General features: G+C 33.8%; 18 protein-coding genes. 1 reads left to right on the top strand and 17 read right to left on the bottom strand.

The features are described 5' to 3' along the window. Positions 1-2: 2 nt before the first annotated feature. The 12 genes from P178_RS23260 to P178_RS0112850 all read right to left on the bottom strand — a co-directional run bounded on the left by P178_RS23260 (position 3) and on the right by P178_RS0112850 (position 6,983). A complete protein-coding gene (locus tag P178_RS23260) occupies positions 3-236 on the bottom strand; it encodes a hypothetical protein (RefSeq protein WP_155941642.1) in 234 nt (77 codons plus the stop codon). Between the two features lie 924 nt (positions 237-1,160). Further along, positions 1,161-1,604: a BLUF domain-containing protein gene (locus P178_RS21995; RefSeq protein WP_051638296.1), complete on the bottom strand. Its 444-nt coding sequence runs from the start codon at positions 1,602-1,604 to the stop codon at positions 1,161-1,163. Positions 1,605-1,749: 145 nt separating this feature from the next. Then, complete coding sequence (locus tag P178_RS0112905) at positions 1,750-2,232, bottom strand: hypothetical protein (RefSeq protein WP_027066600.1); 483 nt, start codon at positions 2,230-2,232, stop codon at positions 1,750-1,752. 21 nt (positions 2,233-2,253) lie between these two features. Then, a complete protein-coding gene (locus P178_RS0112900; RefSeq protein WP_027066599.1) occupies positions 2,254-2,634 on the bottom strand; it encodes a hypothetical protein in 381 nt (126 codons plus the stop codon). Between the two features lie 133 nt (positions 2,635-2,767). Next, on the bottom strand, positions 2,768-3,316 hold the full coding sequence (locus tag P178_RS0112895) for an isochorismatase family protein (RefSeq protein ID WP_027066604.1): 549 nt from the start codon (positions 3,314-3,316) through the stop codon (positions 2,768-2,770). Between the two features lie 411 nt (positions 3,317-3,727). Further along, positions 3,728-4,126, bottom strand: a complete 399-nt coding sequence (locus tag P178_RS0112880) for an NUDIX hydrolase (RefSeq protein WP_027066603.1) — start codon at positions 4,124-4,126, stop codon at positions 3,728-3,730. A gap of 74 nt (positions 4,127-4,200) precedes the next feature. Continuing rightward, positions 4,201-4,809 carry a hypothetical protein gene (locus P178_RS0112875; RefSeq protein WP_027066602.1) on the bottom strand — a complete coding sequence of 203 codons (609 nt, stop codon included), beginning with the start codon at positions 4,807-4,809 and terminating at the stop codon, positions 4,201-4,203. Positions 4,810-4,823: 14 nt separating this feature from the next. Further along, the gene (locus P178_RS0112870) at positions 4,824-5,132 is read right to left on the bottom strand and encodes a hypothetical protein (RefSeq protein WP_027066601.1); all 309 of its coding nucleotides are present in this window, start codon (positions 5,130-5,132) and stop codon (positions 4,824-4,826) included. 15 nt (positions 5,133-5,147) lie between these two features. Next, positions 5,148-5,318, bottom strand: a complete 171-nt coding sequence (locus tag P178_RS23715; protein ID WP_394799853.1) for a hypothetical protein — start codon at positions 5,316-5,318, stop codon at positions 5,148-5,150. 124 nt (positions 5,319-5,442) lie between these two features. After that, positions 5,443-5,925: a hypothetical protein gene (locus tag P178_RS0112860; protein WP_027066600.1), complete on the bottom strand. Its 483-nt coding sequence runs from the start codon at positions 5,923-5,925 to the stop codon at positions 5,443-5,445. 21 nt (positions 5,926-5,946) lie between these two features. Beyond that, on the bottom strand, positions 5,947-6,327 hold the full coding sequence (locus P178_RS0112855; protein ID WP_027066599.1) for a hypothetical protein: 381 nt from the start codon (positions 6,325-6,327) through the stop codon (positions 5,947-5,949). Positions 6,328-6,581: 254 nt separating this feature from the next. Beyond that, a complete protein-coding gene (locus tag P178_RS0112850; RefSeq protein ID WP_027066598.1) occupies positions 6,582-6,983 on the bottom strand; it encodes a response regulator in 402 nt (133 codons plus the stop codon). 673 nt (positions 6,984-7,656) lie between these two features. Here P178_RS0112850 and P178_RS0112845 point away from each other — a divergent pair. Beyond that, the gene (locus tag P178_RS0112845) at positions 7,657-9,582 is read left to right on the top strand and encodes an ATP-binding protein (RefSeq protein WP_081819446.1); all 1,926 of its coding nucleotides are present in this window, start codon (positions 7,657-7,659) and stop codon (positions 9,580-9,582) included. A gap of 181 nt (positions 9,583-9,763) precedes the next feature. Here P178_RS0112845 and P178_RS0112840 read toward each other — a convergent pair whose 3' ends face one another. From P178_RS0112840 to P178_RS0112820, 5 genes are all read right to left on the bottom strand, one after another. Further along, positions 9,764-10,081, bottom strand: a complete 318-nt coding sequence (locus P178_RS0112840; RefSeq protein WP_027066596.1) for a hypothetical protein — start codon at positions 10,079-10,081, stop codon at positions 9,764-9,766. Positions 10,082-10,091: 10 nt separating this feature from the next. Continuing rightward, complete coding sequence (locus tag P178_RS0112835; RefSeq protein ID WP_027066595.1) at positions 10,092-11,006, bottom strand: hypothetical protein; 915 nt, start codon at positions 11,004-11,006, stop codon at positions 10,092-10,094. A 94-nt stretch (positions 11,007-11,100) separates the two neighbouring features. After that, entirely contained in the window at positions 11,101-12,327 is a 1,227-nt protein-coding gene (locus P178_RS0112830) for a Shedu anti-phage system protein SduA domain-containing protein (RefSeq protein ID WP_027066594.1), read from the bottom strand. 145 nt (positions 12,328-12,472) lie between these two features. Further along, on the bottom strand, positions 12,473-13,681 hold the full coding sequence (locus P178_RS0112825; protein WP_027066593.1) for a GIY-YIG nuclease family protein: 1,209 nt from the start codon (positions 13,679-13,681) through the stop codon (positions 12,473-12,475). Then, complete coding sequence (locus P178_RS0112820) at positions 13,674-15,638, bottom strand: DEAD/DEAH box helicase (protein WP_027066592.1); 1,965 nt, start codon at positions 15,636-15,638, stop codon at positions 13,674-13,676. Before P178_RS0112820 ends, P178_RS0112825 begins: the two co-directional genes overlap by 8 nt. Positions 15,639-15,641: the final 3 nt, after the last annotated feature.

Genomic DNA, 15,641 nt, shown 5'->3' with positions numbered 1-15,641 from the left:
CTTTATTTGAACTTTACATTTTCAATTTTAAAGTTCATTACAGTAGCCTTAAGATTTTCAGGTGTCAAGTTATCTGGAAATAAAGAAAATGTCGCTTCGCTAAATATTGTATTTAACTTGTACTTAGTGTAATCTGAACCCATTTTATTGAACATCGGAAGGAATGCAAGACAGAACAATCTTTTCGATTCAAAAAACTCGGTTTCGCTTGAAATAGTTAGGGCTATTTTATTCATTGATAAAATAACGAAACATTGTGTATTTTCTTACATTACAAAACCTATCACTTAAATTTTACGAATCGAAACCAAGTGTCCTCTCCTATCCTTAATTTGAAAGCTTATCAACATAGTCGGTGTTTCAATATTGACATCCTTAGTTTATTCTCCATTCATACAAAATCTTTGGATATAATCATTGGTATATCGTTAAGATGAGTTTCAAATGCCTCTGATTCCACCAATGTCGTGAAGTAGCTCAGAACCTCTATTGTTACATACTGCTATTTGATACAATGCGGATTTCCGTTTTCAGCTCCGTTTCCGATATATGCATTTTATCGATATCCTTTACTTTAAATTTAGTTCGGCTAGTTCAATTAACTTCCATTAGCGTTTGCCAATAAATTGCCATATCGATGCAGATGACTATAAATTGATTAGATCAATGCTTTTCAAGTGATTGAACCCTCGCCAGATTTTGTAGAAATAAGACCACTCTCTCTTGGTACTCGTCCGGAATCCTCCCACCGATTATCCATACGTTCAGAGCATATTTACGACTATCAAGCATAAATTCTTCCTTGAAAAACAAAAGCGCCTTCTCTCGATTATCATTATCTAGATCCTTGAACAATCTTCTAATATTTCCTATCATAAAATAAAAAAAAATAAATATAAGATATTTACCTAATCATGATTCTAAAATTTCTGGTGGTATGAATTAAATAATATAATATAATTTTCCATACTGAACGAGCGTCTATAAGTTTCTAACAACGTTCTTGAATTTTGTAAAATGAAATGGTTATTCCTAGAATTAGAATCGCAAAGATTTTCTATTATGGCTTGGGATACTTGATAAAGTTTTCTCAGAAACTTATTCCATCATTTTTGAACTTAAGGTTCCACCTCTAACTATTATGAAAACAAATAATCAATTCAAAAAGACCCTAGACCGGAGCGGTCATCCAAAAGTTTTCGAACTGTACCCCAAAACGATGCCAAAGAACCCGAAGAAATGGATGTAAGCTCGCCTAAAAGCAATAGATTTTGAATAAAAAGCTTTTCACCACTATCGGTAGGCAAAGTTTTCGACCTTTGGCAATAGGCCATACCCCAATTGGGGAAATATCTTTCCTTTACATTACCCTCCCATAAAAGTTGTATTGTATGGTGCCTATGATCAAGCTTGATTTTATTATATAATTTCAGCACCCCTTGTTTATCACCTTCCAATATCTGTACAAAATTATTTTTGTAGTACACCACGCATCCGGTAAGGTTCTTTTTCAGATTCCTATTTCTGGACTCCTCAAAAATTTGATCAAGATGCTCCTCTTTAATTCCAGGTGCGGAAGTGGAGCGATAGGTCAGTTGGTACATATAAGACTTGGTTACTAAATGTTCAAAGTTAAACTTTTATTTAAGTTTTACAACTTGCGATATTGTACAATAACCCATCCTTTATTTGAACTTTCAAGAAATGGACTAAGGCTTTTCATAGGAGGTTTTGTTGTAGTTTGTTTTTCTACAGTTCTATTATTACCAAAAATTGAAGTGATGACATTTCCGTAAGTTCTATAGTTTCTTCTTTAAAAGTAACGCTAGAAGGAATAAAATAGGTAATGTCACAAGGTATTCTTGTTAGCTCTGCCTCAAAATCTAGATCAATAGCCTCAAAACCATCTAAATAGATAGTATAATGAAATGATGATTCATTAGGAATGGACAGGTTCAAGGAGTTATCGAACTCTTTAATGTCAGCGTCAGGAACGGCAAACACACTTGCTGGAATAAATTGAAATCCTGCATTTGGAAAGTCTCCTTCAACGGTTATATTGTTAGGGTCAATATTTTCATTTTCGATTAGGTTAGCACCAGTAGCGTCAACTATTCTGATAAACAAAGATGGGAATGCAGGGTCAAAAATCTCACAGTCAATTCCGTCGTCGTCACTCGTACAACTTGGAAATAAGAATCCGATAATAATAATTACGAAAACTTTTTTCATAATTCGATTTTCAAATAAATATTAAAATTGTCCTTTTTTTGCCAAACTGTAGACGTCTCCGATTGAATTGGTTAATGTCAGGGTATCCTTAGCAAATTTAAAATCCCAAGTGTCACTCAGTATTAAGCTCCAATCAAATTCGGCGGTCCAAGGGCATTGATTTTCAAACTTTATAGTCCTGTCTGAAATTGAGTAATTACCATTACAAATAGCAGGAAATTTCATGATTTCGCTTTCTCCAGAAAAAGTGGCATCGTTTAATGATAGTTCCACATTTGAGATATTCTCTCCTCTTTGAAAAGTCCCGATGTATTGCCCATCAATATCTCTTTGGACATCATCATTATCACAACCGAATATTATCAAAACCCCGATAAACAAAATCAAGATATTTGCTTTCATTTTTTCCTTTTTCAATTAGATGAAACTAATCCTAAAAGGTTGCTTCAAAATGCACTACAACGTAAGGATATGTGTACTCTTACATATACTGTATTAATATTACTGGATTATAATTTCATCCTTTATTTGAACTTTATAACTTTAACATCTCTTTCATTTCATTAAAACTCATAACGTCGATTTTACCTTTTGTGGGAATCATATTTTGCCAAACCCAGTTGTAATGTGCAATAACCTGTTTTGATGTCAAATTAGGTCTTTCCCCTGTTGTGTGACCATCAGAAATGACTGTTATATCAAAATCCTTTGTCAATCCAGACTGGATTGTAGATTCCACGCAAAAATCAGTTGCACATCCAGTAATAATTAATTCGTCTACATACCTTTCTTCCAAACTTGACTGTAGTTTAGAATTATAGAAAACATCATTAGCGTATTTGTCAATCAAAATATCGGTTGGTTTGGTTTCCAGATCATCCAATAATTCCCAACCCCATTTATGCTTTTCAAATTCTCCTGAGCCGGTTCCATCATGCTGAATAAAAATTACCGGGAAATCCATTTTTCTGAATATGGAAGAAAGTCCATTAATTCGATTTACAACTCCCTCGGTATCATATCTAGGAGTCACCTCCGTAAAGGAACCCTTCTGCATATCAATTACCAATAAGGCTTTATTCATTTTATCCTTTATTTGAACTTTTCAATAAGTTTATTATATTTTCCAGAGACCTAAATAGAGTGATTTCCAAAATCACTTACCACCTTGAATTTTATATTGTTATTAGTTAGAAATGTACTTACTCTTTCAAGCTCTTCAGGGGAACCTGATATTTCAATTTTAGCCATGAGAATCTTTTGATTGGATATTTAGTTTTAAGCAAATAGTGTATTTAATCATCCTTTATTTGAACTTTAAAATTAAGTATGTTATCAATAAAATAAAGCAGATGGACACAATTACATTTCTTGACCAATTAATTTTTGCCTGCTCTAGCTCAAGTTTTGTTCTTCCAAGTTTGACAACTCCCCACCAAATCAAACCTCCAATATCTCTAAATACTCTCCACATTTAAAATCCTTTATTTGAACTTCAATTTAATTCCCCAATACTTACTAGATGGCGAAATATAAGTTTATCCACCTCTGATATTCTATCTGTATCGTTTGAATCCAACCACCTGATTTCCTCAATTTCCATATTAGGATGAAACGTTCCATTATACTGTGCTTTATAACAAGTCATTTTAACCATTACACCTTCTTTGGCACCATCAGACTGCGCCCTAAATGTTCCAACATATTCAATAGTATCAGGGATAATATTAACTGTAAGCTCTTCAGATACTTCACGAACCAAAGTTTGTTTATCTGACTCGCCCATTTCTCTTTTTCCTCCTGGTATGTAATATTTGAACTTGCCTTTAGATTTCGTGCTCAATATTTTGCGCCCTTGGATTTCTATAAATGCAATTTTGTCTATTTCGGTCATTTCATTTATCCTTTATTTGAACTTTACGAATTACGACATGATGTCTTAACTCATTCTTTATTTGAACCTGACTATTAATCCAAGCGGTTCCGACCATATTTCTTGATTAAATTTTTAGCAGCTTTCACCATTAGTGTTTCAGCACTACTATGAAAAGAAGGAACTCTATTTTCATTATCAAAATGAGAATTTTCCTCGGTAGCTTTTCCAAATGCCTGGGATGAAGAAATAATTATGCCGCTTTTCAAATCATAAATTAAAATAAATACGGAAGATTGATTACTGGCACTGTAAAACCCATCTCCAGAATTGTATGATAATGTTCCTGCCCCATTACTAACTATACTGCCCCGAATATTTATTAGGTAGTCACATTCGGATTCTTTTCCAATTTGTTGTAGTTCCTTCTCATTAAGTTCAAATCCGATCTTTGGAGAAATTAATTTGTTTGCCCTTAAGGTATTTAACTCAAATAAAGAATCGCCAATTATTTCTTTAAATTCATTGTAAGCAGTGGTATTCAATTCTTGGTCGAAGACCTTGGAATTTGATTCTGTCCTGTTTAAAATCCATTTTCCCTGGCTGAAGTCCAACTCCTTACCTGTATCAAACAGATAGTTGTATTTTCCTCCTGCACACGAACAAAAGGAGACAGTAATAAAAATTATAAATATCTTCTTCATCCTTTAACTATACTTTATATTTCCAATGGAATATTCTCTACCGTAAGTACAACTTCAATCCTAAAATTCGATGGCATTGTATCTTCTGTTTTTTCAATATGTCTAGTATTAAGATCCACGGGTGCAAATTCTAAATGGATATTTTTAACCATAAGAGTATGTTCATTTAGTTGGATTTTATCTCCAATTTCTATGAACTCCATGTCATCATTAATATCTTTAATCCCGCTCAATTTTGAGTATAAGTCCTCTCTTTCCATGAAGTACCCGAAATTTCCACCATCTTCACTTTCTATTCTTATGTTAGTTTTTATACGACTCATCCTTTATTTAGACTTTTATTTGCGAAAAAGTTTGTTGAAATTTTTGAATTTTAATGCGTCAGCTATTTCCAGAAACACGTCAAGTTTGATAGAGTAAGTATCTTGTTCCCATTCGCAAATACGTTCAGGGCGCCTATTAATCAATTTCCCCAAATCGACTTGTGACAGTTTTTTTTCCGTGCGCATCTGTCTAATATATTTGCCAGTCAAACGACCCTCTTTCATAGTTGGAAATTAATTAATCCTTTATTTGAACTTTCAAGAAATGGACTAAGGCTTTTCATAGGAGGTTTTGTTGTAGTTTGTTTTTCTACAGTTCTATTATTACCAAAAATTGAAGTGATGACATTTCCGTAAGTTCTATAGTTTCTTCTTTAAAAGTAACGCTAGAAGGAATAAAATAGGTAATGTCACAAGGTATTCTTGTTAGCTCTGCCTCAAAATCTAGATCAATAGCCTCAAAACCATCTAAATAGATAGTATAATGAAATGATGATTCATTAGGAATGGACAGGTTCAAGGAGTTATCGAACTCTTTAATGTCAGCGTCAGGAACGGCAAACACACTTGCTGGAATAAATTGAAATCCTGCATTTGGAAAGTCTCCTTCAACGGTTATATTGTTAGGGTCAATATTTTCATTTTCGATTAGGTTAGCACCAGTAGCGTCAACTATTCTGATAAACAAAGATGGGAATGCAGGGTCAAAAATCTCACAGTCAATTCCGTCGTCGTCACTCGTACAACTTGGAAATAAGAATCCGATAATAATAATTACGAAAACTTTTTTCATAATTCGATTTTCAAATAAATATTAAAATTGTCCTTTTTTTGCCAAACTGTAGACGTCTCCGATTGAATTGGTTAATGTCAGGGTATCCTTAGCAAATTTAAAATCCCAAGTGTCACTCAGTATTAAGCTCCAATCAAATTCGGCGGTCCAAGGGCATTGATTTTCAAACTTTATAGTCCTGTCTGAAATTGAGTAATTACCATTACAAATAGCAGGAAATTTCATGATTTCGCTTTCTCCAGAAAAAGTGGCATCGTTTAATGATAGTTCCACATTTGAGATATTCTCTCCTCTTTGAAAAGTCCCGATGTATTGCCCATCAATATCTCTTTGGACATCATCATTATCACAACCGAATATTATCAAAACCCCGATAAACAAAATCAAGATATTTGCTTTCATTTTTTCCTTTTTCAATTAGATGAAGCTAATCCTAAAAGGTTGCTTCAAAATGCACTACAACGTAAGGATATGTGTACTCTTACATATACTGTATTAATATTACTGGATTATAATTTCATCCTTTATTTAAACTTTAAGGATTACAACATGGAATCCCAATTCTTCATTTATTCTTAATCTAATTTTATATTATTAGACTTTTACGATTATTCTGTGATTGGTAGCAATCATATTTTGCCAAACTCGATAATACATCATTTTACCGTCATTAATATTTCATGGATCTTTTCAAATTTGACCGGCTTTGTGATATACTCTTTAATTTCCTTGATTTCCTCGGCATTTTGCATATCATTAGGGTTTATCGATGAGGAACACATGTAAATCTCCGCTATTTTCTCAAGTTTATCCATTAAACCTTTATATTCAATCATGAATTGAAACCCGTCCATCAAGGGCATATTGATATCAAGGAAAATGACATCTGGAAGTTCTCCGCCTTCCATTATTCGCCTATTATAAAAGTCGATAGCTTCCACACCATTAGAAAATTCTATGATACCTAAGTCATTAATTTCCAGCTTTCTTAGCATTCTTCTGAGCGCATACTTATAAAGCTCATCATCATCTATAATACTTATCAATAATTTTGACATATGTTCTCTTTTTAAAATTCGGCCCCGAAATATCTTTCCTTATTTGGTATTCCCAAAGGCAAGGATACTTCCTGCCAGCGTCTCCACGTATGACGGTACTATAAAAATAACATACCTTCGAAAACGGTATCACAACGGGATAATTAGCTTGGACTAAGGGTTAGTTACCATGTATACCCACATCCAATTCCATTCCAATAGGCAGATGTTAAAATAATTCTTTTCTTTTTGTTCATCGATCTTGGATATTCTCAATAGATGTATAAGACCGAAACATTTATACTATCGCTCATCAGGTTCTGTAGAATAATATCAAGTTATAATTATTAAACATCAGGCCCTTTTCTATTTTATAAATAAGGTCGAACCTATTTTTAAAGAGATACAAGGTATTCCCCTTACATAAATATATACTAAAATTCGTACATTCTAAAAAATAAGTATATTACAAATTCTAAATTGCAATGTGCAGTAGTTTTATTGGAAGATTTATATGAAATCGGTAACTTTCAATCATAACATATGCAATTTGAATGAATTCTATGCATTTAATTATTTGGCTCATTATTCAATGATTCCGTTCAATATTAAAATAACCACCTGATTTTAAACGCTATAATAACTTAAAAGCTATAGCGTTCTATAATTAATATCTCACAATACCCTCGCAAGTATGAAATCCCCCCCCTTATGCATTAAGGCATGTTTCTTGCTTTTATTTATACTCAGTGCATTATTTGCTCGAACTCAAACCGTCCAGGAACTACAATATTCCATTTCTCGACCCGAGCTTACCGAAAAAGAGCGGATCAATACCTTATATACCCTGAGCCGGGAATTGACCTACGTCGACAATATCAAATCACTGGAATACGCCGAAGAGGCTCTTACACTGGCGACCGATATCAACGATATCGATGGTATAGCCTATAGCTATAGGATTTTATCGAGCATCTATGCTTTGAACGATAATTATTTTATGGGCATGGAATATATACAAAAGTCCATCAATATTTTTGAAGATCGTGGGGATAAAAAAGGATTGGCAAATTGCTACATATCGTTGGGACATATATATCGCAGCCTGAACAATCGTGAACAGGAAATAGAATATCATAAAAAATCCTTTGAAGCCTTTACCCTGCAGGGTATAAAGGAACGTATCGGGGTCAGTGCACATAATCTCGGGGAAAGTTATTATAACAACAAAGAATTTATAAAGGCAGAACAACTTACCAGGTTGGCTATACAGATCAACGATTCAATTGCCAATCTCCCCGTACTGTCAAGTTGTTACAAGGTAATGGGACTGATAAAAGAAAATGAAGGCCAACTTGACTCTGCCGGTCATTATTTTAATAAGGTCATAAAAATCTCGGATAAACTCGGGGACAACGCTCAAAAAGTAGCTACGGCAGAAGCTTTTATACACTTGGCCACCATGGCGGGATCTGCAAAAAATGATGCCCTTGAATTTGAATATCTGGCAAATGCAGAAGCCTTTTGCAGAAAATACAATTTAAATAAATTCTTGCTTCGGGTATATCGCGAAATGCAAACGTTCTACTTAAAGCGGAACAATATAGAGAAAACAGGGTTATACCTCAATGAATACGATGAAATTTCCCAGGACCTGCAAAGAGTCCAACTTGAGGATCGGAACAGGCTCACGAAAAGTATGGCCTCTATTCATAATCTTAACAAAACCACCGATAAGCTCCTTAAAGAAAATCTGGCACAGGCCTCTAGTATATTTAATCGGAATGTAAGTTTACTGATCGGCTCTTTATTCCTGATCACGTTGGTCGTAGTACTTGGAAAGGTGAAAAACACCAATGGAAAACTTAAATCTCGAAACGCAACTATAAATCAACAGAAAGCCGAGTTGCAGGAACTTAATGCAACTAAAAATAAGTTCTTCAGTATTGTCGCACATGATCTGAGAAGCCCATTGACCTCCCTTAAATCCTTTAGCTCTGTTCTGGTCGAACATATCGATTTCATAAGCAAGGAGCAAATACAGGATATGGGCAAAGAACTTGGCAAATCCTTGGACAATACCCTGAAAATGGCGGACAACCTTATCATATGGGCACAAAGTCAGATGAATGTGATAAAGGATAAAAAAGAAGCGATATCTCTTAAAGTGACCGTATATGAGATTTGCGAGATATTCTCGGTAATTGCGAATAACAAGGAGGTAGAGTTGACAGCTTTGGTTACCGGCGACCCCCATATTATCGGGGATAGGGATCAGGTTGAATTCGTTATCCGCAATCTGGTCAACAATGCCATTAAGTTTACCCCAAGAAAAGGCTCGGTCAAGGTAACCGTAGTCCAAACTTTAGACCGCATTATAATAACCGTGTCCGATACGGGCGTTGGAATGTCGCACGAAATCAGTGAAAGTCTTTTTTCAGTTCAAAAACCGAAAGGCATTAATGGAACGGAGGGCGAAAAAGGAAGTGGGCTTGGCCTTATATTAAGTTATGAGTTCATTAAAAGAAACGGAGGTGAAATCCATGTTGCCAGTGAAGAAAATAAAGGTACCGACATTACGGTAACTTTTCCCCTTGGGCATAAGTTGCCTGATATATAATTCTACATTTAAAGAACTATTGCAGTAAAGAGGCTCCGATGATTGATGGCTTCCTCAGCTATTGAATGAATACTTTAGATGAATTTTACAAATTATGCCTTAGTGTCCCAACCTATCCTTTATTTATACTTAACGAATTACGAGATGGTGTCTTAACTCATCGTTTATTTGAACTATAGGATTACCTAAATACTCGATTATCAATGTTGATTAAGAAAGAATCATCTGAACCTTTATAAATAAACCCTAAAAATTTTATTTTCACCAGATCTCTTACTCTTTTGTCTCTAAAGTCTTGTAGTCTAATTTTTGGATTATATCCTTTTGCTGGTACTACAATTGTGACTTGCTCACTGTTCTTTCCGTCAGAATTTTTTAAATCAAAAAGAAAATCGACTAAAGTATTCTTCAACATAATGGTATTCTCTTGAAGAAGAATTTCAGACAAATGGTTCTTTCGTCTCTCCCCAATCCTAACTACATCAAATTTCACATCCATATCGTATCCTTTATTTGAACTTTTGCATGTTTAGGAAATTTTCTAAGTCCATATTGAGATTATTCTTTGGTCCAGGTGGACACTCTTTTTGATATTGTTCAACACAGAGTTTGCAAAGTATATTGTATGTCATTTCTAGTAATGGTAATAAGTCACTCAATAGAGGTCTTGGGATAAGATAATTATCAAAATCATCATGCGCCACTAATTTATCTCTGATGGTCTTAAATGTTTTAATGTTGTCTTTATTCTTCAACAAAGAACTTTCAATTTCGTTCAAAGTATTGGCAGAAATATTGATGTTTCCGACAAATTTTTTATTCTTAATCCTATTCACTAAGTTCCAGAAACTATAATGATTATTTTGCCCTTCAGTTATCAATTTAGAAATTTCTAATACACAAGTTCTGGCGCATACTATTCTTATAAATTTTAATGACATTGAATTGGATACAATTCTCATTTCTTCACCTCTATCTTTATGAAATAAGTAGTCAGCGTGATGATAGGCCGTCAAAGCAAGTTCATAGATTCGCCATGTCAATTCCAACTCATGTTCCAAAACTCCATATATATTAAGAATTGATTTTTTTTGAGTCCTATCCAACAAAATGTCGCCATTGTCATATTCTTCAGGCGCAAGTAAATGCAAAAGAGACCAAATTGGGCTTGTAATATGTGTAATACCATATGGTCTCAATGCAGATGGTCCTAGATTAAATAATTCTGGATTCAATTTGAATGCTTCAATTCCTACAATGATTTTTTTAAAGGGTATTGAAGTTTCTTGACCATTTTCGCGCTTTACATACACGTAATTACTGGTCTCACGTAAATACTCAAAACTATTGAACCCTTCTACTCTTGAGATTCCACTATCACAAAAGCGCTGCAAAATTTTACCTAGTAATATATTAGAGTTCATTGTTTAATTATACTTTTCAAATTACGACATAGTGTCCTAACTCATCCTTTATTTAAACTTTAATTTTTCCTCAGTTTTTTGTTAGCAAGCGTTTTTATTTCAAATCAATGCTTAGTCGATTGAATTTATCAAAATAATCAACATTTAACTCTTCAAGTTCTTCATAAGTTACAACCTCAATTCCATTGTACATTCGATTGAGGTCACTGGAAAATTTTTCTTTCATTTCAAGCTTTTCTTCTTTTCTTCCTGCTAGTAAAATATGGTCAAAGTTTTCTGTCCGATAACCCAACTTAGATTCTATTTCTGGTTCATTTTCTTTTTTACCTGAATACTTCCTATATCTCCAAACCTGTTCTAAATGAGCTAAATAGTTACTGCTCAATTGAGGTCTCTTGGTTTTCTTTTTGACATAAAAAGTTACATCTTCCTTTTTAACCTCGAAAAATGTTGTTTTTAAAAACTCTGGGAACTCTGTTTTAAGTATATAATCACATTCTTCATTAGTTTTCTCATTCAAATCATATAAGTTTTTCTCGTATTCAAAATCAATAAAAGCGTCTCTTAAAAGAATCATTTTATTCTGATTGAAAAAATCATGTAAAATAGTACGCTCATTATTTTTTCTATCATATTTGATATGATTATTGTAGGTAGAATTAAATTCTAAAATAGATTGTTCAATTTCTCTTCTATTTATTATTAGCCAATCGTAAACTAACGGTGTTGGTAGCTTAATGAATTCTTCCGATACGATTAAGGTTTTAAGTAAGAAGTAACTTTCAGAATTTTTAGTTACTCGATTCTTGTAATGAGTTTTATAAAAAGTTGATTCTTGAAAATTTTGAATGTTCTTATTTAAAATTCCTAAATTTTCTAAATCGGTTACTAATCCTTTTCGCCAAGTCCTTATAGCATTTTCAAATTCAGCAATAAATTTATCGTGTTGTCCTTCCTTATTTTTTTTAAGAATGGCTTGCCAATTATCCGCTGAAATTGTTCCTCTTGTTTCTATGTCAGTATATAGTATAACTGGGATAGAACTAATCCTAAAATTACCTTTTGAATAAGAAGTGTTAAATCCATTTCTTAATCTTAAAATTTTGGACGCTTGCAAACTATCAATACTTTCTGCCGATGATTCATTAGTAATTATTACATCAATATGCAGTTTCTTATTTTCTAACTGTTCAATTATAAAGGATTTGGTTTTCTCGAATGAATTACAGAAAATTAATTCATTTTCTTCGTAGCCATAATTTTTGAAAATATTTTTATAGGTATCTTCTGCAGTTTTAAAGTCGTTTATTAATATTTTCATTTTTTGCTCAAATGCTTGCTAATAATTAATAGAAAAATATGTAACCAAGGACTATGAATAATCCTTTTATTAAACTTTGATGCCTCAGTTCTTTGTTGCCTGCTGGCTTTCTTTCTTTTTAGTTCGTTCAGCGATGGCATTTATTCTATTTTAGTTTAATTCTTTTCGTTTTTGTGTCGTATTCGTAATGCACGATATTTTCGTTCAAAATCAGTTGGATGGCTTCCTCAATGACCTCAAAAGGAGCGACAAACCATTCTCTCGGATTTAGTCTTTGTCCATTTTCATTAAACAAGTCAATGTCTAGACAAGCCTTTGCGAAAAATCTATGTAAGAGGTTTTCCAGTTTGTCAGCATTTCTATTATAGACTTTATAAGTTGCAATTTTCTTTACATCAGCAAATAAGTAAGTCGCTTCATTCTTAGCATTCTTTATTCTATCATCAACAGAGTTACTAGCAAATCCAATCTTATATAAATCTGTAATGTCCGTTAGTTCTTTTTTAGTTGATTTAGTTTTCAAAACGTAAATCCAACCCGATTGAACATCTTCCTCTTCTACAACTCCTGAATTGACAAATAAGTCTTGTTCAATTTTATCGTAGGTATTGGTTATTAATTTCCCGTCTTTTTGGATTTGCTTACCTAAGGATCTAAAAAGCATATTGCTGAAAGTGCCGTTTTCAAAAACCGTTCTAGTCCGGCCTTCAGTTCTTACCCTATTACCTGAACCAAGGTCAACTTCATCTTTTTTTAAATTGGCAGATTCTAAATACAGCATAATACCATTCATTAGATAAAAATCCCCAACGTGCAGGTTCTTTTCGGTGTTTTTAAATGTTTTTATTTTTCGCTTTCCTTCCTTAATTTCTTTGTGGACCTGTAAAAACAGTTTCTCGTACTTCTCAAAGTCCTTTTCTTTCATTGGTTTTCTTTGAGCAACAAAATCCGCGTCTGCTCGGTCTTCCGGTCTTGGTGTGTGTTTGAATTTGAAAATGTCTAAATCCTTATCAGGTTCTAATAAACCCAAATCATCATCATTCAGAATATCGTCAATGGATTGTTTTTCCATTTTTACGTGACCTAATAAATTATGCCTATCAAAAGGTTTAAGGATTCTTTTCTGCCCTTCATTTTCTCTGAAGTTTTTTAGTTTTGCTAACAAGCCATATTCTGACATACTGGATTTACTTGGCTCTCTCTCATTTTTATCTATGAATACATTGATTTCTTCAAACGAGTCAATTAATCTTTCTTCATCTGTTTTCACAGTTGAAGCCTTGACTTTTGAATCTAACAATCCAAAATCGTCATCTTCAAAAATGTCGTCTATTGTTAGTTTCTTCTTAGCCATTTTCTAGTGATTTTTTACGTTTCAACTCTCTTAAAAACACTAAAGCTTCTGCCATTCTTTTTTCTTTATGGTCAAATGCCTGAATACTCGGTTGCTCGCCTTTATTGTTTTTTACCCATTCTTTGATTTTTGGCCATAATAGAATGGCTTCTTCTTCAGTCATTTCAATTTTGGTGGATTGAATATGCTCGTCAATCAATTTTAGAACCTGAGTTGTTACCGATTTGGATAGGATTTCAAAAGCCTTTTGGAACGGATTCACTTGGTCAATCAAATCAATGTGGATATCATCTATATTCACAAAGCTACCCGCCATTCTGATAAATTTTTTGTCGCCTTGTTCCTCAATCGTACTGTTTTTAATTACTGAATCGACTACTACGTGTTGTCTAACAGCTTCAAGATCATCATCACTTAAATCAGGATAAACTTCTCGGATGATTTTAGGGATTAAAACCGTATTGATAACCTCTGGCTCAATATTGCCAGGCATTGCTTTGAGCATTTGAGGGTCTTGCAGGATTTTGGCTTTCAAATCATTCAAATCTGTATCAATAATGTCTTTGGCTCTTTGAGAAGTAGGTAATTTGAATCCCCTTATTTTAATGGTTTTGTCGTCTTCATCTTCGTCATTGTCATCTTCTTCTTTTTTGATTTTAAACTTCCAATTTGGAGCCAACACTTGTTCCATTAATAAGGAAGCTGTTATGGCTTTAAGCATATTGTTTACTGATAATTTTACTTCCTCACCTTCGGCATCAGGATTAGCAATGAGATTGGTAAATTGTGCGTGTGTTTTGTTGTTGCTGTCTCTTGTTGCCCTTCCTATTATTTGAATGATTTCTGTTAATGAACCTCTGTAACCAATGGTTAATGCGTGTTGACAATATGGCCAATCAAACCCTTCTTTAGCCATGCCCAAAGCAATAATGATGTCCATATCCTCTGGGGAATTTATATTACGCAAATAGGCACTTATTTTATCTCTTGACTTTGGGTTGTCATTAACCAAATCGGCAACCTTTAAAATCTTGCCAGTTTTGTGGCTTTTGACGTGTAAAACACCCGTAGTTTCATCTTGATATTCTAATTCGCCCAAAACGTCAATAATGTGGTTGACTTCCTCATATTTCTCTTTGGATGATTCAGCTGAATTTACACTTGGAATGTGGATGATGGTTTTTTGATTTTCATCTAAAATCTCTGCCAAAGCCGACATTTCCTTTTCTGGATGTTTCTTGAAGTATTTACCCGTGTAAAAATGGTAGCCAATACCTAACGATTTTAAAAACTCATAGCCGTTCAACTGTTGGTAGTAGGTGTAGGTTACTTTGGTAAATTTTGCTTCATCTTCGGGCATTAACACAGGAACACTATCTCCTCTAAAATAGGAGCCTGTCATTGCAACAATATGGGCGGTAGAATTGTGCATAATGCTTTTCAATACCTGACCTAGAATATTGTCTCCTTCGGCTGAAACGTGGTGAAATTCATCTATTGCCACCAAAGTATCATCTAATTTTTTGGGATCTAAACCATCAAAGGCAAAACGCAAAGTGGCGTGGGTACAAACTAAAATTTGCTCGGCAGATTCTAAAAAGTTTAAGAATGCAGTTACTTTACTTTTTTCTTCGCCTGGCGTACAGAGGTTGTATTTTGGATTTGGGTTCCAATCTGCGAAAAAGCCAAACTTTTTGAGTTCAGTTGAGCCAAAAGATGCTCCAATAGATTTTTCAGGCACTGCAACAATGACCTTTTTAACGCCTTGATTTTTGAGTTTGTCTAAAGCTATAAACATTAAAGCTCTTGATTTGCCTGATGCTGGTGGTGCTTTCAACAATAAATATTGTGCTGTTCTGCCTTCGTATGCCTTTTCTTGCATTTCTCGCATTCCTAGAGCATTAGTGCTTTTGCTCTTTCCCGTTTGGTCGTATTCAACGTGTACTAAATTTGGCATTGG

It is taken from the genome of Maribacter sp. Hel_I_7 (assembly GCF_000688315.1).
GTDB classification, from domain to species: Bacteria; Bacteroidota; Bacteroidia; order Flavobacteriales; family Flavobacteriaceae; genus Maribacter; species Maribacter stanieri.
Note: the sequence above shows the minus strand (reverse complement) of the source record. Positions and strands in the feature narration are given on the sequence as shown.

Bases quoted from the DNA above. Each gene is read 5' to 3' on its own strand.
- P178_RS23260 (WP_155941642.1), bottom strand. From the start codon at position 236: ATGAATAAAATAGCCCTAACTATTTCAAGCGAAACCGAGTTTTTTGAA.
- P178_RS21995 (WP_051638296.1), bottom strand. From the start codon at position 1,604: ATGTACCAACTGACCTATCGCTCCACTTCCGCACCTGGAATTAAAGAG.
- P178_RS0112905 (WP_027066600.1), bottom strand. From the start codon at position 2,232: ATGAAAAAAGTTTTCGTAATTATTATTATCGGATTCTTATTTCCAAGT.
- P178_RS0112900 (WP_027066599.1), bottom strand. From the start codon at position 2,634: ATGAAAGCAAATATCTTGATTTTGTTTATCGGGGTTTTGATAATATTC.
- P178_RS0112895 (WP_027066604.1), bottom strand. From the start codon at position 3,316: ATGAATAAAGCCTTATTGGTAATTGATATGCAGAAGGGTTCCTTTACG.
- P178_RS0112880 (WP_027066603.1), bottom strand. From the start codon at position 4,126: ATGACCGAAATAGACAAAATTGCATTTATAGAAATCCAAGGGCGCAAA.
- P178_RS0112875 (WP_027066602.1), bottom strand. From the start codon at position 4,809: ATGAAGAAGATATTTATAATTTTTATTACTGTCTCCTTTTGTTCGTGT.
- P178_RS0112870 (WP_027066601.1), bottom strand. From the start codon at position 5,132: ATGAGTCGTATAAAAACTAACATAAGAATAGAAAGTGAAGATGGTGGA.
- P178_RS23715 (WP_394799853.1), bottom strand. From the start codon at position 5,318: ATGCGCACGGAAAAAAAACTGTCACAAGTCGATTTGGGGAAATTGATT.
- P178_RS0112860 (WP_027066600.1), bottom strand. From the start codon at position 5,925: ATGAAAAAAGTTTTCGTAATTATTATTATCGGATTCTTATTTCCAAGT.
- P178_RS0112855 (WP_027066599.1), bottom strand. From the start codon at position 6,327: ATGAAAGCAAATATCTTGATTTTGTTTATCGGGGTTTTGATAATATTC.
- P178_RS0112850 (WP_027066598.1), bottom strand. From the start codon at position 6,983: ATGTCAAAATTATTGATAAGTATTATAGATGATGATGAGCTTTATAAG.
- P178_RS0112845 (WP_081819446.1), top strand. From the start codon at position 7,657: ATGAAATCCCCCCCCTTATGCATTAAGGCATGTTTCTTGCTTTTATTT.
- P178_RS0112840 (WP_027066596.1), bottom strand. From the start codon at position 10,081: ATGGATGTGAAATTTGATGTAGTTAGGATTGGGGAGAGACGAAAGAAC.
- P178_RS0112835 (WP_027066595.1), bottom strand. From the start codon at position 11,006: ATGAACTCTAATATATTACTAGGTAAAATTTTGCAGCGCTTTTGTGAT.
- P178_RS0112830 (WP_027066594.1), bottom strand. From the start codon at position 12,327: ATGAAAATATTAATAAACGACTTTAAAACTGCAGAAGATACCTATAAA.
- P178_RS0112825 (WP_027066593.1), bottom strand. From the start codon at position 13,681: ATGGCTAAGAAGAAACTAACAATAGACGACATTTTTGAAGATGACGAT.
- P178_RS0112820 (WP_027066592.1), bottom strand. From the start codon at position 15,638: ATGCCAAATTTAGTACACGTTGAATACGACCAAACGGGAAAGAGCAAA.